We start from the raw sequence: 19669 nt of genomic DNA, 5'->3' as shown, positions 1-19669 counted from the left end.
GAGCCCGAACGCCATCAAGCCGCGACGGCCTCCAGATCCTCGATGAATTCGGCCTGGACCGCGGTCGGGCGCCATGAGGCGCGCGTCGACACGCCGATCGAGCGCTCCATGCCCTCGGGCGCCGAGCGCAGCGCCACCAGCCACTGCGCCTCGAGCTCGACCGCGACCTGGTCGAGCGACAGCAGCGCCAGGTGATCGCCGTGGATCAGCAGTTGGCGGATGATCATGACCGAGCCCGACTCGATCGGCACCGGTGGCTGTTCGAGCCCGGCCTCGGCGAACATCTGCTCCCAGGTGCTGCGTAGCGGCGCGCCGGGCGCGGCGACGATCCACGGATAGGCCGCGAGATCGGCGAGGCTCGGATCGCGGCCCTCGAGCGGATGACCCTTGCGCGCGACGATCGCCGGGCGATCGCGGAACAGCGGGCGCTGGACGAGGTCGGGCTCGATCAGCGGATCGCGCAGCGCGCCGACCATGAAATCGATCGCACCGTTGCGCAACGGTTCGACCAGCTCGGCGCGCGAACCCTCGATGATCGCGATGCGCACCTGCGGATGCCGGCGCTGGAATCGCGTGATCGCCGCGGGCAGGACCCGCGCGCGCGACAGCGGCATGGCGCCGATTGCGATCGAGCGGATCTCGTGCCCCTTGAGCGCTTCGAGCTCGGCCAGCCCGGCTTCGAGCTCGACCCGCGCGAGACGAAAGGTCCGCGCCATCTGCCGGCCGGCATCGGTCAGAGCCACGGCCTTGCCGCGCCGCTCTACCAGCACACGCCGCAGCGACAGCGAGAGATCGTTGACCGCGCGGTGCAGCGAGGGCAGCGACAGGCCGGTGACCACGCTCGCGCCGTTGTAGGAACCGCTGTCGGCCAACGCGAGCAAGGCACGCATCCGCGACATCGTCACGTGCGAACTTGCCAAATGTTCGAGCGCGGCGCGGATGCGTGGCACGAACAGATCCGCCGCGTCGGTCGGCACCATGCCGTCATGACGTCGCTCGAAAAGCGGGATGCCCAGCAGTTGCTCGATTCTTCCCAACGCCTGGGTTATCGCCGGCTGCGTCAGGTTCACCGCCTGGGCGGCGGCGTTCATCGTTCCGAGATCGGCGATCCGGACGATGGCCTGCAGGTGGCGAAGGTTCATTTCCCAAAGTGGCATAACTTCATCTTTAGCGAAATCTAATCGCTTGGCGAGACTTCCTCTTTCCCCTCGCCGCAAGGCAGGCGCACCAGACAGACCGCCAGTATCTTCGGGAGCAGAGCCATGGGTATCGTCGTCCAGAACATCGAGCGGGCCGCGCCCGAGGTCATCGACGGGCTTGCCGCCTGCGGTGTCGCCACGGTCCACGAAGCGCAGGGCCGCACCGGCCTGCTCGCCAGCTACATGCGCCCGATCTACACCGGCGCGCGGATCGCCGGCTCGGCCCTGACGATCTCTTCGCCGCCGGGCGACAACTGGATGGTCCACGTCGCGATCGAGCAGCTCCAGGCCGGCGACATCCTGCTGCTCGCACCCACGAGCCCCTGCGAGGACGGCTATTTCGGCGACCTTCTCGCCACCTCGGCCCAGGCGCGCGGCTGCCGCGGCCTGGTGATCGACGCCGGCGTGCGCGACGTGCGCGACCTGACCGAAATGCAATTTCCCGTCTGGTCGAAGGCAGTCTTCGCGCAAGGCACGGTCAAGAACACCCTCGGCTCCGTCAACGTCCCCGTGGTCTGCGCCGGCGCCGCGGTGCAGCCGGGCGACGTGATCGTTGCCGACGACGACGGCGTCTGCGTGGTCCCGCGTGCGAATGCCGAGGCCGTACTCAAGGCCGCCCAGGCGCGCGAAGCGAACGAGGGCGAGAAGCGCGCCAAGCTCGCCGCGGGCGTGCTCGGGCTCGACATGTACCAGATGCGCGAGCGGCTCGAGAAGGAAGGGCTGAAGTATGTCTGAGTCCGGCGTGCGCTGCCTATGGATGCGCGGCGGCACGTCGAAGGGCGGCTATTTCCTCAAGGATGACCTGCCCGCCGATGTGGCCGCGCGCGACGCCTTCCTGCTCGGCGTGATGGGCTCGCCCGATCCGCGCCAGATCGACGGCATGGGCGGCGCCGACCCGCTGACCAGCAAGGTCGCGGTGGTCAGCAAGTCGAGCCGCGAGGGCATCGACGTCGACTACCTGTTCCTCCAGGTCTTCGTCGACCAGGCGATCGTCACCGACGCGCAGAACTGCGGCAACATCCTCGCCGGAATTGGGCCTTTCGCCATCGAGCGCGGTCTGATCGCCGCCACAGGCGAAGAGACGCGCGTCGCGATCTTCATGGAGAACACGGGCCAGGTCGCAATCGCCACGGTGCAGACGCCCGGCGGTGAAGTGACCTACGCCGGCGATGCCGCGATCGACGGCGTGCCCGGCACCCACGCGCCGATCCCGCTCGAATTCCGCGACACCGCCGGCTCGTCTTGCGGCGCGCTGCTGCCCAGTGGCAATGCTGTGGACGTGGTGAACGGGGTGCCCGTCACCTTGATCGACAACGGCATGCCCTGCGTGGTGATGAAGGCCTCCGACGTCGGGATCACCGGCTACGAGGACCGCGACACGCTCGATGCCGACACCGAACTCAAGGCCCGGATCGAGGCGATCCGCCTGGCCGTGGGCGAGCGGATGAACCTGGGCGACGTGCGCGAGAAATCGGTCCCCAAGATGATGCTCGTCGCCCCGCCGCGTGCGGGCGGCGCGATCTGCGTGCGCAGCTTCATCCCGCACCGCGCCCATGCCACGATCGGCGTGCTCGGCGCGGTCAGCGTTGCTACGGCCTGCCTGATCGAGGACTCGCCCGCGGCCGAGGTCGCGGTGATCCCCGAGGGTCCGCGCAAGACGCTGTCGGTCGAGCATCCGACCGGCGAGATGAGCTGCGTGCTCGAAACCGATGAAAGCGGCGCGGTCACCAGCGCCGCCCTGCTGCGCACCGCGCGCAAGCTGATGGATGGAGTTGTCTTCGCATGAGCGCCGAAACCGAACAGCGTATCGTAAGCTGGCACGCCAACCCGTCTAAGCCCAGGTTCATCCCGCCGCCGGGCGCGGTCGATGCCCATTGCCACGTATTCGGCCCGATGGCGCAGTTCCCGTTCAGCGCCAAGGCGAAGTACCTGCCCGAAGATGCCGGACCCGATAAGCTCTTCGCCTTGCGCGACCATCTCGGTTTCAGCCGCAACGTCATCGTCCAGGCAAGCTGCCACGGTACCGACAATGCCGCGACGCTCGACGCCATCGCCAAGTCCGATGGGAAAGCGCGCGGCGTAGCCGTGGTCGATCCCGCGATCTCCGAAGACGAACTGGCCGCGCTCCACGCCGGCGGCATCCGCGGCGTGCGCTTCAATTTCCTCAAGCGCCTGGTCGACGATGCCCCCAAGGACAGGTTCCTCGACGTCGCGCGGCGGCTGCCCGCAGGCTGGCACGTCGTGATCTACTTCGAGGCCGACATCCTCGACGAATTGCGCCCCTTCATCGACGCCATCCCCGTGCCGGTCGTGGTCGACCACATGGGTCGGCCCGACGTGACCCAGGGGCCCGACGGCGCCGACATGAAGGCCTTCCGCCGCCTGCTCGATTCACGCCACGATATCTGGTTCAAGGCCACCTGCCCCGACCGCCTCGACGCCGCGGGCGCACCCTGGGACGCCTTTGCTGATGCCGTGGCGCCGCTGGTGTCCGACTATTCGAGCCGCGTGCTCTGGGGCACCGACTGGCCGCATCCCAACATGGAGAAGGCGATCCCCGACGACGGCCATCTCGTCGACATGATCCCGCGCATCGCGCCGACCCCGCAACTCCAGCACAAGTTGCTCGTGGCCAATCCGATGACGCTGTACTGGAACGACTAGGTCAGGAACCTTCGGCCCTGCGCTTCGGCAGGGCCAGCAAGGCGACGGCCGCGATCAGCGATCCGCTGGCCATGATCGTCGCCACCGTGGCCAGGCCGAAGCCTGCCTGGAACAGCAGCCCGCCGACGATCGGGCCGAGCGCCGCACCGCCGCGCCCCACGCCAATCACGAAGCCCGTGCCGCCGCCGCGGATCGCGGTGGGGAACGAAGACGCGACCAGCGCATAGATGCCGACCACCGCAGCATTGGTGCAGAAGCCGCCCGCCGCTGCCGCCAGCGAGAGGCCTTGCAGATCGGCCTGGCCCAGTCCGAAAACCGTGACCATCACGGTCGAGGCGACCATGAACACCACCAGCAGGCCACGCACCGCGAAGCGCAGGCTCAGCGCGCTGAACAGGAGCCCGCCGACCAGCCCACCGACGTTCGCCCAAACCAGCACACCGCCGGCCGAGGACGGCGAGAAGCCCATGTCGACGACGATCTTCGGCACCCATTTCAGGATGAAGTAGAAGGTCATGATGTGGAGGAAATAGGCCGCGGTCAGCAGCACGGTGACCGGTGCCATGCCGCGCGTGAACAGCTCCGAGAGACCCGGCTTGCGCGGCGCCGCCTCTTCCGCAGGAAGCGCTCTGACCGTCGCATGGCCGAGCGCGCGCAGGCTGCGGTTGAGCCGGGCGAGCGTGTCGCCGCGGCGGTTCTGCAGCACCGCGCTCACCGGCTCGGGCAACAGGAAGGGCACCAGCGGCAAGAACACCGCGGTCATGCCCGCGCCGAGCAGGAAGACGTCGCGCCAGCCGCCGGTCTGCAGCAGCCCGCTGGCGATCGAACCTCCGGCGATCGCGCCCATCGGATAGCCCGCGGCCATGATCGCGACGGCGGCGCCGCGCCACTTGTCATTGGCATATTCGGCGACGAGAGCATTGGTCACCGCCAGCATGCCGCCGATGCCGAGCCCGGTGAACAGCCGCGTCGCCGCGAGCGCGCCGATCGAGGTGACCTGGGTCGTGCTCAGCATGCCGAAGGCCATGATGACCAGGCAGCCGATCACCGTCGGCCGACGGCCGGCGCGGTCGGCGATCTGGCCGAGCAGCACCGAGCCGGCGGCCATGCCGATCAGTTCCATCGACAGCACGACGCCCAGTGCGGCGCGGTCGATGCCCCATTCCTTGGCGATGCCCGGCGAGGCGAAGCTGATCGACAGCACGTCGAAGCCGTCGAGCGCGTTGAGCAGAACGCACATGGCGATCGCCAGCACCTGCCGCGCCGTCATCGGCGCCTGCGCCAGGGTGCGGCGTGGATCGCCGGTTGCCATCGTTGCCATTCGTCTCTCCCTCGCGCGCCGCCTTATACTGGCAAGCCGACGTAATTCTCTGCAATAGACGTCTGCGCCGCTGTGCTCGACGCAATGTAGTCGAGTTCGGCCACCTGCATCGCCCGCTCGAACGGTCCATCCTCGGGAAAGCGATGCATGAGCTTGGTCAGCGACCAGGAGAAGCGCTCGCTCTTCCACACCCGCGCCAGGGCCCTGGTCGAATAGCCGGCGACCGCATCGGCATCGTTGCGGGCGAACCAGGCGACCAGCGCCTCGGCCGCATAGTGGACGTCGCTCGCCGCCAGGTTCAGGCCCTTGGCGCCGGTCGGCGGGACGATGTGCGCGGCGTCGCCGCAGAGCAGCAGGCTGCCATGGCGCATCGGCTCGAACACGTAGGAGCGCAGCGGCGCGATCGACTTCTCGATCGCCGGGCCGCGGACGATGTTGGCCGCCGCCTGAGGGCCGAGCCGCAAGGCCAGTTCGTCCCAGACGCGATCGTCGGACCAATCCTCGACCTTCTCGGTCAGCGGCACGTCGACGTAATATCGGCTGCGCGTGTGGCTGCGCATCGAGGCGAGCGCAAAACCGCGTTCGTGGTTGGCATAGATCAGCTCGGGATGGCACGGCGGCACGTCGGCCAGGATGCCAAGCCAGCCGAACGGATAGACCCGCTCGAACTCGCGCGCGACCGAGGCCGGGATCGCCTTGCGGCTCGGGCCGTGGAAGCCGTCGCAACCGGCGATGAAGCGCGCTTCGAGGCGGTGTTCGACGCCGTCCTTGGTATAGGTGACGTAAGGCGCGTCGCTCTCGATGGCGTGGAGCGCGACGTCGCCGACGCCGTAGATCACCTCGAGCCCACGCTCGGGCGCGGCCTGCATCAGGTCGCGGGTAATCTCGGTCTGGCCGTAGACGACCACGGTCTTGCCCGTGAGATCGGCGACATCGATACGGATCAGCCGCTCGCCATCGGCGAGGTTGAAGCCCTCCTCGACCAGGCCTTCGGCCTTGAGCCGCGCGTCGAGCCCGAGCCGTTCCATCAGCCCGACGGTGACCTGTTCGAGCACACCCGCGCGGATGCGGCCGAGCACGTAGTCGGGCGTCTGGCGTTCGAGCACGACACAGTCGACGCCCTCGGCACGCAGCAGGTGGCCGAGCAGCAGCCCGGCCGGGCCGGCACCGATGATCGCGACCTGGGTCTTCATGCCGCTCCTCCATCCACGAGCATCAGCGCATCGAGCGCGACGACGCCTTCGCCCTCGGGGTGGAGGATGACCGGGTTGAGGTCCAATTCGACCAGCGACGGCTCGATAAGAAGCACGGCGCTGATCTGGCGGATCATCCGCGCCAGTGCGGCCACGTCGAGCGCGGGCGAGCCGCGATAGCCGCGCAGCAGCGCCGCACTCTTGAGCTGCATCAGTTCGGCGACCACCGCATCCTCGGACAGGTCCGGCGTGATCAGGCGAACGTCCTGGAGGATTTCCGCGGTCACCCCGCCGAAGCCCGCGAGCACGACCGGCCCCCATTCGGGATCGTTGCGCGCGCCGACGATCATTTCCATGCCGCGCTGGCCCATGGCCTCGATCAACACGCCGTCGAGCGCGATCGAGGCGTCGTAGGCCGCGACGTTCGCGTGCATGCGGTCCCAGGCCGCGCGGACACTCTGCACGTCGGCCAGGTTCAGGATCACACCGCCCGCGTCGCTCTTGTGCCCGAGCGCGGCCGCCTGGGCCTTCATCGCCACGGGGAAGCCCAGGGCTTCGGCCGCCTGGGCCGCCTCGTCCGCCGAAGCGGCGAAGCGGCCTGCGGGGAAGGCGATGCCCAGGGGGGCGAGCAGCGCCTTCGAGCGGTATTCGGGAACGACGCCCAGCACGTCGGCCAGGCCGGGCACCGCGGTCGGTTCGGGCGAAGCGTCGGTCAGGTCGCGGCTCGCCAGCTTGCCGAGCCGCGTCAGCGCGCGGAAGGCGCGTTCGGTCGAGGGGAACCACGGCACGCCAGCGGCACGCAAGGCGGCGATATGGTGCGCCGGGATACCCGCGCCCTCGTCGAGCCCGGCGAAGACCAGCGGTTTCGCCCCGTCGAGGCCTTCGAGCGCCGCCAGGATCGCGGGGACCTTGATCTGCGAAGTGACCGGATCGCCCTGAATGATCCCCGCGACGATGCCACCCACGCGCGCGTCGTCGAACAGCGCGGTCAGCGTCCTGGTATAAATCTCGGGCTGGCTGAGCCCCTGCGCGGTGATGTCGAGGGGATTGCTGACCGGCACGAAGGGCGGCAGCGCCGCGCGCAGCGCGGGTGCGTTGTCGTCGTCGAGTTCGGCCAGCGGCAGGTCGAGCGCTTCGGCGAGATCGAGCGTCAGCGCCTTGAAAGCCCCCGATTCCCCGAGCACCGCCAGCTCCGGCTTCACCAGCTTCGGGCAGCGCACCAGGATCTCGGCGATGTCACCCAGCTCTTCGAGCGTCTCGGCGAAGACCACGCCGGCGCGCTCGACCTTGGCGCGCATCAGCTTGTAGTCGCCGGCCATGGCGCCGGTGTGCGTCGCGGCGCTTTCGCGCGCGGCGCTCGAGGTGCCGGGGTGGAGCAGGACGATCTGCTTGCCCGCCTCACGCGCGCGCTTCGCCGCGGCGAGGAAGCGCCTGGGCTGGCGGAACTGTTCGACGATCATCGCGATGACGTGGGTGTTGGGTTCGTCGACAAGCCAATCGACATAGTCCTCGACCCCCGAGGCGGCCTCGTTGCCGGTCGAGACCGAGAAGCTGACCGCCATCTCGCGCGCGAGCAGCGTCGTGCAAAGCACCGCCGCCATGGCGCCCGACTGCGAGACCACGCCGATCGCACGGCGCCCGGCCGGCGCAACGATCTCGGTCTCGACGAAGGTCAGCGGCACGCCGTCGACGTGGTTGACCATGCCCAGGCAGTTCGGGCCTTCGATGACCATGCCGGTCTCGGCGGCGATGCGGGTCAGTTCGGCCTGCTCGGCCAGGCCTTCGGGCCCGCCCTCGGCAAAGCCCGCGGAGAAGATGATCGCCGCGCCGGCCTTGCGCGCGGCCAGGCCCTTCACCGCATCGAGTACGCCTGCGCGCGGGATCGCCAGCACGGCGACGTCGACGCCCTCGGGCAGCGCATCGACCGACGGCAGGCAAGCCCGCGCGCCGATCGTCTCGCGGTTGGGATTGATCGGGTAGACCGCCCCGGCAAAGCCGTTGCGGTCGAGGTTGCCGAGCACCGAGGCGCCGAGCGCCCCGGGCTTGTCGCTGGCACCGACCACCGCGACCGACTTGGGACGCAGCAGGCGGGCGATCTTGGTGTGGTCGAGCATCTTATCCTTCTCCCTTGGGGACGCTCAATCAGTCGCGCTGCTTGCCCAGGTCGTAGGCGCCAAGACCGGGCTTGAAGGTCTTGTCGTCGATGAACTGGCGCGTGGCCTCCTTGCGGCCCTCGCTGTCGAAGTAGTTCGCCGCCTCCTGCGTGCGGATCAGGTAATCCTGCGCGTTGTCATAGGTCATCTCGCGCACGCGGCGGATCGCCCACTTGGTGGCGCGCAACGCGTGGGCGTTCTTGCCCAGCAGCACTTCGGCGATCGCCGTGACGCGCGTCTTGAGCTGGTCGGCGGGCACGGCCTCGTTGACCAGGCCCCATTCGGCGGCCTTCTTGCCGTCGACGTTCTCGCCCATCATCGCATGGTACATGGCATTGCGGAAGCCAGTGAGCTCGACGATGATCTTGCTCGCGCCGCCGCCGGGCAGGATGCCCCAGTTGATCTCGGACAGGCCGAACTGCGCGTCCTCGGCGGTGACCGCCAGGTCGCAGGCGAACAGCGGGCCATAGGCGCCGCCGAAGCACCAGCCGTTGACCATGGCGATCGTCGGCTTCTCGAACCAGCGCAGGCGCTCCCACCAGCCATAGGCTTCGCGCTGCGCGCCGCGGGTGGCGCCCAGGCCCTTGGCCTCGTTCTCGCGGAAATATTCCTTGAGATCCATGCCGGCCGACCACGAGGTGCCCTCGCCCGTCAGCACGACGACGCCGACGTCCTCGCGGAACTCGAGCTCCTCGAGCACGCGCAGCATCTGGCGGTTGAGCTTGGGGCTCATGCAGTTGCGCTTTTCGGGGCGATTGAAGGAAACCCAGGCGATACGATTTTCGACGGTAACGGCGACGGTATCTTCTTCTGCACGATCAGACATGGCAAACCTCCACGGTGTCATCTAGTTTGTTATCCTGCATAGCGACACGATTGCTATAGTCAATAGCGTTTTGGAGAATCCCTTGGCCGAGACCGCCTCCCTGGTTACCGTCGATACCGATCCGCTGGCGGGCCTGCCCGGCTATGTCCTGCGCCGCGCCGCCAATGCGATGATGGCCGAACTCGCCGAGCGCCTGGGCAAGGTGGACCTGCGGATTTCCGACGCGACGGTGCTGCTGCTGGTCGCAGACCGCGCGGACATGACCTCGAGCGAGATCGGCAAGATGCTCGACATCCAGCGCGCCAACATGGTGCCGCTGCTCAACCGACTCGAAGCGAGCGGTCTGATCCGGCGCGAGCCGATCGACCGCAAGTCGCAGGCGATCGTGCTCACCGACGAGGGCCGCAAACGGCTGATCGACGTGCGGCGGATCACCGAGACGTTCGAGGCCGACCTGCTCGCGCGGATTCCGGACGAGCACCGCGATCACTTCGTGCCGGCGCTGCAGGCGTTGATCGGGTAGTTATCCTCCCCGAAACGGGGAGGGGGACCGCGCGCGAAGCGCGTGGTGGAGGGGGCTGTCGGCTAGCGCCGCGCTCGTGGGAGAGCCCCCTCCGTCAGCCCTTCGGGCTGCCACCTCCCCGTTCCGGGGAGGATGCTCAGCCCGCGAACCCCGGCAGCGCGAAGACGTCGATCGCGACGTGAGGTTCGAGCTTGCGCCCGCTCGCGAGGAACTGCGTGGCGTTCAGCCCGGCATAGGCCTCGGCCTCGCAGCGCAGCCACATCGACGACCAGAACCCGCTCGCCCCCGCCGCGCGCAGTCCGCGCGACTGCAGCTCGATCCGCGCGCCGTCGGTCAGTTCGAGCAGGTAACGTGCCTCGATCTCCAATGCGCCGTCGGCGCGCAGGGTCTGCCAGTCGGTCCCGCCGGGCAGGATCACGCCTTCGAGCCCGCCGAGCACGCGCCCGCCGGTGATCGAGACCAGCCGCACCGGCCCGCCGCTCGCGGGATCGAGCGGCTCTGGCGCGCGCACCTCGACTTCGAGGCGGAACAGCGGCTCCTGGCCGAACGGGGTCATGCCGGAAGCCCTGGCGTCCTGGCCCGGACGGCTTCCTTGGAGAATCCCGCCACGGCCTTGTAGCGCGCGGCTATGGCTTCGAGCTCGCCCTCGGCGAAGACCTCGGCGATCTCGGCGAAGCCCTCGGGCGCGCGCTCCTCGCAGAGCTGCATGCAGACTTCGGGGCCATTGCCGCGGTTGGCGAGGACGATCTTCGCCGTCGCCGGCAGGCGCTCGGCCTCATAGGCGCGCAAGGCTTCGACCGGATCGGCATGATCCGCCAGTGCGCGCACCAGCGCATCGGCGTCGAGAATGCCCTGCGAGGCGCCGTTCGAGCCGATCGGGTACATGGGATGGGCGGCATCGCCGAGCAGGGTGGTCGCGCCGAAGGTCCAGGTCGGCAGCGGGTCGCGATCGACCAGCGGGAACTCGAACACCTGCGCTGCACCGTCGATCAGCCCCGCAACATCGAGCCAGCCGAAGTCCCAGCCGGTGAACTGGTCGGCGAAATCGGCCTTGTCGCCTTCCTTGTTCCAGTTCTCGCGCTCGGTCATCACCGGTACGGTCAGTTCGGCGATCCAGTTGATCGTCTGCAGGCCCTCGGCATCGGGCTTGTCGATCGGATAGCAGACGAACTTGCGATCCTGGTGCCCGGCCATGATCATCGTGGCACCGGTCAGATAGCCTTTCGCTCGCGTCACCGCACGCCAGAGGATGCGGCCGCCGTAACGCGGCAGGCCTTCGTCGGGATAGCGCTGGCGGCGCAGCGCCGAATGAATGCCCTCGGCGCTGATCAGAATGTCGGCCTCGACCGCGGTGCGGCTGCCGTCGGCGCGCTCGAACATCGCGATCGGCCTCTCGTCGTCGCTGACCGAAACGAAGCGATGGCCGGTCACCACCCGATCGGCGCCGAGCCGCTCGCGCGCCGCCTCGAACAGGGTGACCTGCAGGGCGCCGCGGTGGATCGAGATTTGCGGCACCGGATAGCCGGCATAGCGCCCGCGCGGCTCGCCCCAGATGCGCTGGCCGTGACGGTTGTAGTAGACGAGTTCGCTGGTAGCGATGCCGCGATCCTCGAGCCTGTCCGCCAGGCCGAGCCGATCGAGGATCGCTACGGCATGCGGCAGCAGGTTGATGCCGACGCCAAGCTGCTGGACCTCGGTCACGGCCTCGTAGACAGTGACGTCGTGGCCAGCCTCGGCCAAGAGCATGGCGGCGGTGCAACCGGTGATCCCGGCACCGGCAATGCAAATCTTCATGGCAATCCAAACCCCTGCCCGTCGCGTCCTATCCGCGAGAATCGGCTTATGCTGCTAGGTATAACAAAGCTGTCATGCAAGCGCGGTCACCCGCCGCCCATCACCCCAGCCCGAGCAGCCGCGCGGCATTGTCCTTCATGATCCCCGGCAGCACGTCGTCGCGGAAGCCGACCTGCTTGGCCGCTTCGAGCCACTTGTCAGGCCGGATGAGCGGGAAGTCGCTGCCGAACAGCATCTTGTGACGCAACTGGGTGTTGGCATACTGGATGATCTGCGGCTGGAAGTATTTGGGGCTCCAGCCCGACAGGTCGATGAACACGTTCTCCTTGTGCAGCGCCATCGACAGGCTCTCGTCGACCCAGGGCCACGACGGGTGCGCGAGGATGATCTTGATATCGGGAAAATCGACCGCGACGTCGTCGACCAGCATCGGCTGGCCATACTTGAGACGGATGCCCCCGCCCCCGCGCAGCCCCGTACCGATGCCCGAATGGCCCGTGTGGAAGATCGCCGGCAGCCCATATTCGGCGATCACCTCGTAGATCGGGTAGCCGACCCGCGCGGCCGGCTCGATGTCCTGCATGATGTGGTGGAACTTGAAGCCGCGAACGCCGTGGTTCTCGATCAGGTCACGCGCCTCGCGCGCGCCGAGCTTGCCCTTGTGCGGGTCGATCGAGGCGAAGGGGATGCAGATGTCGTCATGCTGCGCGGCGAAGTCGGCGATCTCGTAGTTCGAGACGCGCTTGGCGCCGATGCCGCTCTCGCAGTCGACGGTGAACAGGCAGAAGGCGATCTGCTGCGCGCGGTAGATCTCGACGATCTCGGGCAGCTTGGGCCGCTCGCGGGGGACCTTGAAGTAGGACGAGGCCGCGTCGAAGAACTTGCCCATCACCGGATCCTCGGGATCGTGGCACGAGACCTCGGCATGGACATGGACGTCGATGGCTTTGATCTGGGCAAGGTCGATGGGCATGATCAGGCGCTTTCGCGGGCGATGAGGCGGAAACCGACGTCGATCGAGCGGTGTTCGCTCGGAACTCCAGCGGAGTGGCTGCGGATCGCGGCGATCGCCTCGCGGGCGATGCGGGCGCCGTCGATGTCGACCGTGGTGATCGTCGGGCGCATCTCGCCGGCGATCGCGCTGTTGCCGAAACCCATGACGGCAAGCTGGTCGGGGACGCGCAGGCCGGCGGCCTGGGCCTCGACGATGATGCCCTGGGCCAGCGAGTCCGAACCGCAAACGACGATGTCGGGCTGCTGGTCGAGCCGGCGCATCTCGGAGAAGACGCGGCGCGCCTGGCCGAAGGTCGAAGGGATCGCGACCGTGGTCTCGGTCAGGGCGCCCCCGCCCTGCGCCTGCCATTCCTCGACGAAACCGTCGCGCCGCAACCGCGCGCGGGTGCCGTCGGCGGTGACGAGGTGCGGATGGCGATAGCCGCGCGACAGCACGAAGCGCGCGATGTCGCGACCCGCGTCCCTGTGCGAGAACCCGACCGCGAGCCCCGGCGGGTCCTCGGGCAGTTCCCAGACCTGCAGGAACAGCGCGGGCGACCGACGCGCGAGCTCGACGGTTTCCGCGTCGAGCGGGCCGGTCGAGATGATCGCGTCGACCCGGCGGCTCAGCGCGGCGCGGATCAGTTCGCTGGTGCGCGTGGTGGAAATCCCCGTGAGGCCCAGCATGACATTCATGCCCGCAGCCGAAAGCTCGGCGACCATCGTTTCGATCGTCGCGTTGAACATCGAATCGACGAGATGCGGGATCAGCACCGCGACCATCTTCGACTTGCTCGAAGCGAGGCCACCGGCGAGCAGGTTGGGAATATAGCCTGTCGCGGTGATCGCCGCGCGGATGCGCTCGGCGGTGGCAGCGGCGACCACGGCGGGATTGTTAATGAAGCGGCTGACCGTCGCCGAGGAGACCCCGGCCTGCAGCGCCACATCGTCCAGCGTGGGATTCCTGCCGTTGAGCTCGTTCATCGCGCGCGAGACTAGCCCGCGCTCAGCCGAAGCGCAAAGGCACGACGAGCGGGCCGATCTCGGGCCAGCGGCTCATCGTGATCTCGCCGTCGAGCGCGAAGCCACCCGGCGTCGCCGCGAGCAGCTCCTCGAGCGCGACGCGCAGTTCCATGCGCCCCAGGTGCAGCCCCGGGCAATTGTGCGGCCCGCGCCCGAAGGCCAGGTGCTCGCCGATGTTGGGGCGGCTCATGACGAACTGGTCGCCCTGCGGGAACACGCTCTCGTCGCGGTTGGCCGAGCAGTAGAGCAGCGCGATGCCCTCGCCTGCGGGGATCGTGCGGCCGTGCAGTTCGACGTCGCGCACGGCGGTGCGCGCGAAACCGCGGTAGGGGGTGTATAGCCGCAGGAATTCCTCGATCGCATCGGGGATCAGCGCAGGGTTCTCGCGCAACTGCTGCTGCAACACGGGATCGCCGGCGAGATGGACGCTGATCGAGCCCATCATCACCATCGGCGCGACGAGACCGACGAGCAGGACCTGACGGACCGTGCCGACGAGCAGTTCCTCGGGCAGCGGCTGCCCCTCGTGCCGCGCTTCCAGCAGGGCGCTGACGGGATCGACCGCCGGATCCTCGGGATGCTCGCGGCGGATCGCGATCAACGCGCGCGCCATCTCGTAGAGCTTCAGGCTGGTGTCCTTCATCCGCTCGGGATGGTTCATGTGGACTGCCAGGATGAAGGCGCGGCCCGCGTCGTGCAGCGTCTCGAGCCATTCCTCGGGCATCCGCATCCACTCGCCGAAGACGTGGACGGGGAAGTGGCTCGAGAAGCCGACACAGATGTCGCCGCCGCCCGCCGCGACCATCGGCGCGAGCAGTTCGCGCGCCAGTTCGCGCGTCTTGGGCGCGAAAGCCTCCGAGCGTTCGAGCGAGAGCAGCGGGTTGAGCGCCTTGCGATAGGGCGTGTGCTCGGGCGGATCGAGATGCAGCGGCGGCCGCCGGCCGGTGAAGGCGATCTTGGGGATGACGTTCTGCACCGAGGTGATGAAGGTCGCCGAGTCCGAAGCTGCGCGCTTGACGTCGTCATAGCGCGACAGCGCCCAGAAACCGCCGAGCCCCTCGGTATGCGCCACGGGGCATTCGCCGCGCAGCCTTGCATAGTCGCGGTGGGCGCTTTCGAAGTCCTCGGGCGCTTCGGGATCGAAATCCTGCGGAATGCTTGTCATAGCTATAATGCATAACTATCGTGCACAGACCATGCAAGCGCTATCATCGCTGCAAACAGGGAGGATCGCGGTGGAATCGACGAGGGAAATGGAGGCGCGGATCGGCGCCAAGGTCATCCGCCGGCTGGTGATCCCTTGCGCGCTCTACATCCTGATCGGCGCGATCGACCGCACCAATGTCGGCTTCGCCGCCTTGCGCATGAACGAATCGCTGGGTCTCTCGAGCGCACAGTACGGCTTCGGCGCGGGCGTGCTGTTCGTCGGCTACATGCTCGCCAAGTATCCGAGCGTGCTGCTCTACGAGGCCGTCGGCATGCGCCGCTGGCTGGCGACGATCACCCTCGCCTGGGGAATCTGCTCCTGCGCCATGGCCGCCGTCGGCAGCCAGTGGGAGCTCTACATCCTGCGCGTGCTGATCGGCTTCGCCGAGGGCGGGCTGTCCTCGGGCCTGATGCTCTACCTGAGCCAGTGGGCGCCCGAGCGCTACCGCGCCTCGATTCTGGCGATCCCGATCGTCTCGATCTCGATCGCCCAGGTGATCGGCGCGCCGCTTTCGGGCTGGCTGCTCGATCAGCCCAACCCCTTCGGCATCGAGCCCTGGCGCATGATGTTCGTGATCGAGGCCCTGCCCGCGCTTGGCCTAGCGCTGTTCGCCGCGCTCTATTTCCCGCTGCGCCCGACCGAGGCGCGCTGGCTGAACGACGCCGAGCGCGCCTGGCTGACCGCCAACGTCATCGGCGCGAGCAAGCCCAAGATCGCCGGCGAACACGATCCCGAGCGCTGGGCCGCACTGCGCAGCCCGGTCGGCTGGACCTGCGCGGCGATCTGGTACTGCATCCTCGCGAGCAATTACGGCATCATGTTCTGGCTGCCGCAGGTGGTCGAGGGCATGGCCGGGCTCAGCCCGACGCAGACCGGCCTGATCGTCGCGCTGCCCTGGGCGGCGAGTGCAATCGGCCTGCTCGCCAATGCGCGCCATTCGGACAAGACCGGCGAACGCTTCCTCCACATCGCGCTGCCCGCGCTGGCCGGCGGGATATTGCTGCTCGGCGCCTACCTGCTCGGCGCGGGCCTGCCGGGGCTGATCGCGCTGGTACTCGGCGGCGCCTGCACGGGCTGCACCGTCGCCGCCTTCTGGGCGATCCCGCCGCAACTGCTGAAGCCTGGCAGCCTCGCCATGGCGATCGTCATGATCAACATGGTCGGCAGCCTCGCCGGCGCGACGATCCCGCCGCTGATGGGCGCGCTCAGGCAGGCCTCGGGTTCGTTCCTGCCGCCGACCCTGCTGCTGCTGGGCGTCGCGACGGTCAGCGCGCTGCTCTGCCTCGTCGCGCGCGAACAGGCGCGCCGCACCCTCGCGCGGGCATGACCGGCACGACGGCGAGCAAGGGCCTCGCCACGATCCTCGCGCTCGCGGCGATCTCGGCAATGGGATCGATGGCGATCCACATGCTCGTCCCCGCGCTGCCCGCGCTCGCGCATGAGCTCGACCTGCGCCCCGAGCAGGCGCAGCTCGCGATCAGCGTCTACCTCGCCGGGCTCGGCGGCGGGCAATTGCTCGCCGGGCCGCTGGTCGATCGCGTCGGCCGGCGGCCCGTGCTGCTCGCGGGCCTGGCGCTCTACATCGCCGGCGCCCTGGCCTCGGCGCTGGCGCCGGGACTGCCGCTGCTGCTCGCCGCGCGGCTGGTCCAGGCGGTCGGCGGCGCCGCGGGCGTGGTCACCGCACGCGTCATGGTCAGCGACATCTTCGGCCGCGAGGAATCGGCCCGGCGGCAGGCGACCTTGATGATGATCGTGCTCGTCTCGCCGGCGCTGGCCCCCGTGATCGGCGGCCTGCTCGCGGACCTGGGCGGCTGGCGACTGATCCCCGCCGTGCTGACCGGCGTCGCCTTCATGGCCATGCTCGTCGCCCTGTTGCGCCTGCCCGAAACCCGCCGGATCGACGCCGACCAGGCCAAGCCGCACCTCGCGCGCGACGTCGCCCGCCTGCTGCGCAATCGCCGCTTCGTGCTCGCCGCGCTGACGCTCGCGGGCGGCAGCAGCGCGCTCTACATGTTCCTCGCCTCGGCCCCGTTCCTGCTGGTGCGCTCGTTCGGTCTCAGCGAGAGCGAGGCCGGCCCCTGCTTCCTCGCGGTCGCGGCCGCGAGCATCGCCGGCACGCGCCTGGTCGGCTGGCTGGCGCGCCGCACCGACGCACTGAAGGCGGGCACCGGCCTGATCCTGGCCGGCTCGCTGATCGAACTCGCGCTCGCCGCGGCGCAGGTCACCGGCCCCTTGCCGCTGATCGCGCCGATGCTGCTGCTCGGGCTCGGCGCAGGAATCGTCGGCCCTTCGGCGATCACCCTCGTGCTCTTCGCCGAGGAAGGCCTGGCCGGCACAGCTACCAGCCTCGCCGGCGCGACGCAGATGCTGGCGAGCGGGTTCGCTACCGCCGTGCTCGGCCACTTCGCCCCTATCGACATGGAAAGACTGGGAATCGCGCTGGTCGCCGCGGCGCTCCTCGCCTTTGTGGCAGGCCTATTTCAGCCTCGGTCGATTTGATCTATGCAAGGGCTTGCACGATAGCTATAGAACATATCAATCAATCAACACTACCCTGGGGAGGGATCAATGACTCGCATCGCCCGCGCCACGCTTATCGTTCTCATGTCCGGCGTTTCGGTTCCCGCGCTCGCACAGAGCGAGCCGACCAACGCCAATGACGGCGGCCTGTCCGAAATCATCGTCACCGCCGAACGACGCCAGCAGAGCCTGCAGGACGTGCCGATCTCGGCGACGGTGCTGACCGGCGAAGAGCTGCAGAAGAAGGGTGTCACCAACCTCAACGACATCCAGCAGGTCGCGCCCTCGGTGGCGATCAACACCTTCAACCGCTCGACCTTCATCAACATCCGCGGCGTCGGCATCGCCCAGTCGGCGCCGACCTCGAACCCCGGCGTCGCCTATTACATCGACGGCCAGTTGATCCCGCACGAGCAGTTCATCGGCCACTCGTTCTACGACATCGGCTCGATCGAAGTGCTGCGCGGCCCGCAGGGCACGCTCTCGGGCCAGAACTCGACCGGCGGTGCGATCTACGTCCGCACGCCCGAGCCCGAGTTCAACGCGACCACCGCCGTGGGTGACCTGACCGTCGCCAACTACGACCGCTATCGCGGCGTCCTGGCCGCGAACATCGGCGGCGAGGACGTCGCCCTGCGCGTCGCCTACGTCCACGAGGAGCGCGACAGCTTCACCAAGAACATCGCCGTCAACGCCCAGAGCCAGCCCGGCAATCTCAACATGGACGCGGTGCGCGCCAACCTGCGCCTGCGCGGCATGGACGGCCGACTCAACGTCAACGTGCGCGGCGAATATTTCGACGTCCGCTCGGACAACAACGCGGTCAAGAACCGCCTCGACGCGGTGACCAGCGATCCCTTCACGATCGAGGAAGACGCGCGCTCGTTCCAGAACCAGGCCGGCTATCGCCTCTCGGCCGAAGCCCGCTACGACCTGTCCGACACGGTCCAGACACGCGCGCTGGTTTCCTGGCAGGACGGCTACACCCATGACCAGACCGATGGCGATCGCACCGCCACGCGTCTCGCGGTTCCGGCCAACCTGCCGACCTCGGGTGCCAACACCGCGCTGTTCCCGGGCCGCGTCAGCAACGCCACGACCGACTTCAAGACCCTGATCGGCGAACTGAACTTCCTCTCGACCGGCAAGGGACCGTTCCAGTGGGTCGTCGGCGGCTTCCTGCTCAACGAGGACGTGCCCGTTACCCTGCTGCGCGACAACCGCAACACGCGCGACCTGCTGCAGTCGAACAGCTCGATCATCACCGAGGCGAAGAACACCTCCTATTCGCTGTTCGGCCAGGTCAACTACTACGTCACCGAACAGATCGAGCTGCTCGCCGGCGGCCGCTATAGCTGGGACAAGCAGGTCTACACGCGCCTCGCGGTGCCGGGCACGGGCTTCACCCTGCCCTTCGTCAGCGAAGCCAGCACCAGCCAGCTCACCGGCAAGCTCGGCGTGAACTATCACTTCGACGGCAACGGCCTGATCTATTTCACCGCCTCGAAAGGCTACAAGGCCGGCGGCGTCAATCTGACGCCCAACACGCCGAACTTCGCGCCCGAGCGCAACTTCGTCTACGAACTGGGCTTCAAGACCGAGCTGTTCGATCGCCACCTGCGCATCAACGGCGACGTGTTCCATTCGAACTACAAGGACATCCAGCTTTCGAGCCTGGTCGGCGGCCTGCCCACCACGCAGAACGCGCTGGCCGGCAATTCGTGGGGCGGCGAGCTCGAGCTGACCGGCCAGTGGGGCGGGTTCCAGATCAACGGCGGCCTCGGCTATCTCGACGCCAAGTTCGCCAACTCGGCCTGTATCTCGGACACCAATGCGCCGGGCACCGACACCGGCTGCCCGACCAACCTGCGCTTCGTGCCCAAGGACCGCGTCCTGCCGTTCTCGCCCAAGTGGACGGTCAATGCCGGCGTGCAGTACACGATCCCGGTCGGCGAGCTCGAGGTTACCCCGCGCTTCCAGTGGTCGCACCTGTCCGCGCAGAACGCGACGCCGTTCCCCAGCGTCAACACGCTGGTCCCCGGCCGCGATCTGTTCGACGCGCGCGTGACCTTCGACTGGACCGACAAGTACAAGCTCGAAGCCTTCGTCAACAACCTGACGAACAAGACCTATATCGCCACCCAGATCCAGAACAGCTCGAGCGCCGACGGCGGCATCATCTACGGTGCGCCGCGGACCTACGGCCTGCGTCTGGTGGTCAAGGTCGGCAACTGAGACAGCGAGGGCCAGCGG

At 68.2% G+C, this 19669-nt stretch carries 17 protein-coding genes; 7 read left to right on the top strand and 10 right to left on the bottom strand.

Annotated elements, in window-relative coordinates; genetic code table 11:
- Positions 1-14: 14 nt before the first annotated feature.
- Positions 15-1142, bottom strand: a complete 1128-nt coding sequence (locus WG901_RS01710; RefSeq protein WP_417602128.1) for a LysR family transcriptional regulator — start codon at positions 1140-1142, stop codon at positions 15-17.
- Between the two features lie 120 nt (positions 1143-1262).
- Between WG901_RS01710 and ligK the strand changes: the two genes are divergently transcribed.
- The 3 genes from ligK to WG901_RS01695 are packed head-to-tail and all read left to right on the top strand — an operon-like array spanning position 1263 to position 3863.
- The gene (gene ligK / locus WG901_RS01705; RefSeq protein WP_339585294.1) at positions 1263-1934 is read left to right on the top strand and encodes a 4-carboxy-4-hydroxy-2-oxoadipate aldolase/oxaloacetate decarboxylase; all 672 of its coding nucleotides are present in this window, start codon (positions 1263-1265) and stop codon (positions 1932-1934) included.
- On the top strand, positions 1927-2985 hold the full coding sequence (locus WG901_RS01700) for a 4-oxalomesaconate tautomerase (protein WP_339585293.1): 1059 nt from the start codon (positions 1927-1929) through the stop codon (positions 2983-2985). Before ligK ends, WG901_RS01700 begins: the two co-directional genes overlap by 8 nt.
- Positions 2982-3863: an amidohydrolase family protein gene (locus WG901_RS01695; RefSeq protein ID WP_339585292.1), complete on the top strand. Its 882-nt coding sequence runs from the start codon at positions 2982-2984 to the stop codon at positions 3861-3863. Before WG901_RS01700 ends, WG901_RS01695 begins: the two co-directional genes overlap by 4 nt.
- Before the next feature lies 1 nt (position 3864).
- Here the strand turns inward: WG901_RS01695 and WG901_RS01690 are convergent, their stop codons facing one another.
- Genes WG901_RS01690 through WG901_RS01675 form a run of 4 tightly spaced genes read right to left on the bottom strand, consistent with a single transcriptional unit; the run spans position 3865 to position 9356 of the window.
- A complete protein-coding gene (locus WG901_RS01690; RefSeq protein WP_339585291.1) occupies positions 3865-5184 on the bottom strand; it encodes an MFS transporter in 1320 nt (439 codons plus the stop codon).
- A gap of 23 nt (positions 5185-5207) precedes the next feature.
- Positions 5208-6377: a 4-hydroxybenzoate 3-monooxygenase gene (gene pobA / locus WG901_RS01685; protein ID WP_339585290.1), complete on the bottom strand. Its 1170-nt coding sequence runs from the start codon at positions 6375-6377 to the stop codon at positions 5208-5210.
- Complete coding sequence (locus WG901_RS01680; protein ID WP_339585289.1) at positions 6374-8491, bottom strand: acetate--CoA ligase family protein; 2118 nt, start codon at positions 8489-8491, stop codon at positions 6374-6376. The genes pobA and WG901_RS01680 overlap by 4 nt, the downstream gene beginning before the upstream one ends.
- 28 nt (positions 8492-8519) lie before the next feature.
- On the bottom strand, positions 8520-9356 hold the full coding sequence (locus WG901_RS01675; protein ID WP_339585288.1) for a p-hydroxycinnamoyl CoA hydratase/lyase: 837 nt from the start codon (positions 9354-9356) through the stop codon (positions 8520-8522).
- Between the two features lie 82 nt (positions 9357-9438).
- Between WG901_RS01675 and WG901_RS01670 the strand changes: the two genes are divergently transcribed.
- Positions 9439-9879 carry a MarR family winged helix-turn-helix transcriptional regulator gene (locus WG901_RS01670; RefSeq protein WP_339585287.1) on the top strand — a complete coding sequence of 147 codons (441 nt, stop codon included), beginning with the start codon at positions 9439-9441 and terminating at the stop codon, positions 9877-9879.
- 136 nt (positions 9880-10015) lie between these two features.
- Here the strand turns inward: WG901_RS01670 and WG901_RS01665 are convergent, their stop codons facing one another.
- The 5 genes from WG901_RS01665 to WG901_RS01645 form a co-directional block, all read right to left on the bottom strand.
- A complete protein-coding gene (locus WG901_RS01665) occupies positions 10016-10435 on the bottom strand; it encodes a DUF3237 domain-containing protein (RefSeq protein WP_339585286.1) in 420 nt (139 codons plus the stop codon).
- A complete protein-coding gene (locus tag WG901_RS01660; RefSeq protein WP_339585285.1) occupies positions 10432-11673 on the bottom strand; it encodes a flavin-dependent oxidoreductase in 1242 nt (413 codons plus the stop codon). The genes WG901_RS01665 and WG901_RS01660 overlap by 4 nt, the downstream gene beginning before the upstream one ends.
- A 100-nt stretch (positions 11674-11773) precedes the next feature.
- A complete protein-coding gene (locus WG901_RS01655) occupies positions 11774-12646 on the bottom strand; it encodes an amidohydrolase family protein (RefSeq protein ID WP_339585284.1) in 873 nt (290 codons plus the stop codon).
- 2 nt (positions 12647-12648) lie between these two features.
- On the bottom strand, positions 12649-13650 hold the full coding sequence (locus WG901_RS01650; RefSeq protein WP_339585283.1) for a LacI family DNA-binding transcriptional regulator: 1002 nt from the start codon (positions 13648-13650) through the stop codon (positions 12649-12651).
- A gap of 22 nt (positions 13651-13672) precedes the next feature.
- Entirely contained in the window at positions 13673-14854 is a 1182-nt protein-coding gene (locus WG901_RS01645; RefSeq protein WP_339585282.1) for a cytochrome P450, read from the bottom strand.
- A gap of 70 nt (positions 14855-14924) precedes the next feature.
- Between WG901_RS01645 and WG901_RS01640 the strand changes: the two genes are divergently transcribed.
- From WG901_RS01640 to WG901_RS01630, 3 genes are all read left to right on the top strand, one after another.
- Entirely contained in the window at positions 14925-16223 is a 1299-nt protein-coding gene (locus WG901_RS01640) for an MFS transporter (protein WP_339585281.1), read from the top strand.
- Complete coding sequence (locus WG901_RS01635; protein WP_339585280.1) at positions 16220-17395, top strand: Bcr/CflA family efflux MFS transporter; 1176 nt, start codon at positions 16220-16222, stop codon at positions 17393-17395. Before WG901_RS01640 ends, WG901_RS01635 begins: the two co-directional genes overlap by 4 nt.
- A 69-nt stretch (positions 17396-17464) precedes the next feature.
- Positions 17465-19651: a TonB-dependent receptor gene (locus tag WG901_RS01630; protein WP_339585279.1), complete on the top strand. Its 2187-nt coding sequence runs from the start codon at positions 17465-17467 to the stop codon at positions 19649-19651.
- The last annotated feature ends 18 nt before the right edge of the window (positions 19652-19669 follow it).

It is taken from the genome of Novosphingobium anseongense (assembly GCF_037482895.1).
In the GTDB taxonomy this organism is placed as follows: domain Bacteria; phylum Pseudomonadota; class Alphaproteobacteria; order Sphingomonadales; family Sphingomonadaceae; genus Novosphingobium; species Novosphingobium anseongense.
This window is presented reverse-complemented; position numbering and strand designations above follow the sequence as displayed.

Coding starts and splice junctions, on each gene's coding strand:
- WG901_RS01710 (WP_417602128.1), bottom strand. CDS start 1,142: ATGAACCTTCGCCACCTGCAGGCCATCGTCCGGATCGCCGATCTCGGA.
- ligK (WP_339585294.1), top strand. CDS start 1,263: ATGGGTATCGTCGTCCAGAACATCGAGCGGGCCGCGCCCGAGGTCATC.
- WG901_RS01700 (WP_339585293.1), top strand. CDS start 1,927: ATGTCTGAGTCCGGCGTGCGCTGCCTATGGATGCGCGGCGGCACGTCG.
- WG901_RS01695 (WP_339585292.1), top strand. CDS start 2,982: ATGAGCGCCGAAACCGAACAGCGTATCGTAAGCTGGCACGCCAACCCG.
- WG901_RS01690 (WP_339585291.1), bottom strand. CDS start 5,184: ATGGCAACGATGGCAACCGGCGATCCACGCCGCACCCTGGCGCAGGCG.
- pobA (WP_339585290.1), bottom strand. CDS start 6,377: ATGAAGACCCAGGTCGCGATCATCGGTGCCGGCCCGGCCGGGCTGCTG.
- WG901_RS01680 (WP_339585289.1), bottom strand. CDS start 8,491: ATGCTCGACCACACCAAGATCGCCCGCCTGCTGCGTCCCAAGTCGGTC.
- WG901_RS01675 (WP_339585288.1), bottom strand. CDS start 9,356: ATGTCTGATCGTGCAGAAGAAGATACCGTCGCCGTTACCGTCGAAAAT.
- WG901_RS01665 (WP_339585286.1), bottom strand. CDS start 10,435: ATGACCCCGTTCGGCCAGGAGCCGCTGTTCCGCCTCGAAGTCGAGGTG.
- WG901_RS01660 (WP_339585285.1), bottom strand. CDS start 11,673: ATGAAGATTTGCATTGCCGGTGCCGGGATCACCGGTTGCACCGCCGCC.
- WG901_RS01655 (WP_339585284.1), bottom strand. CDS start 12,646: ATGCCCATCGACCTTGCCCAGATCAAAGCCATCGACGTCCATGTCCAT.
- WG901_RS01650 (WP_339585283.1), bottom strand. CDS start 13,650: ATGAACGAGCTCAACGGCAGGAATCCCACGCTGGACGATGTGGCGCTG.
- WG901_RS01645 (WP_339585282.1), bottom strand. CDS start 14,854: ATGACAAGCATTCCGCAGGATTTCGATCCCGAAGCGCCCGAGGACTTC.
- WG901_RS01635 (WP_339585280.1), top strand. CDS start 16,220: ATGACCGGCACGACGGCGAGCAAGGGCCTCGCCACGATCCTCGCGCTC.
- WG901_RS01630 (WP_339585279.1), top strand. CDS start 17,465: ATGACTCGCATCGCCCGCGCCACGCTTATCGTTCTCATGTCCGGCGTT.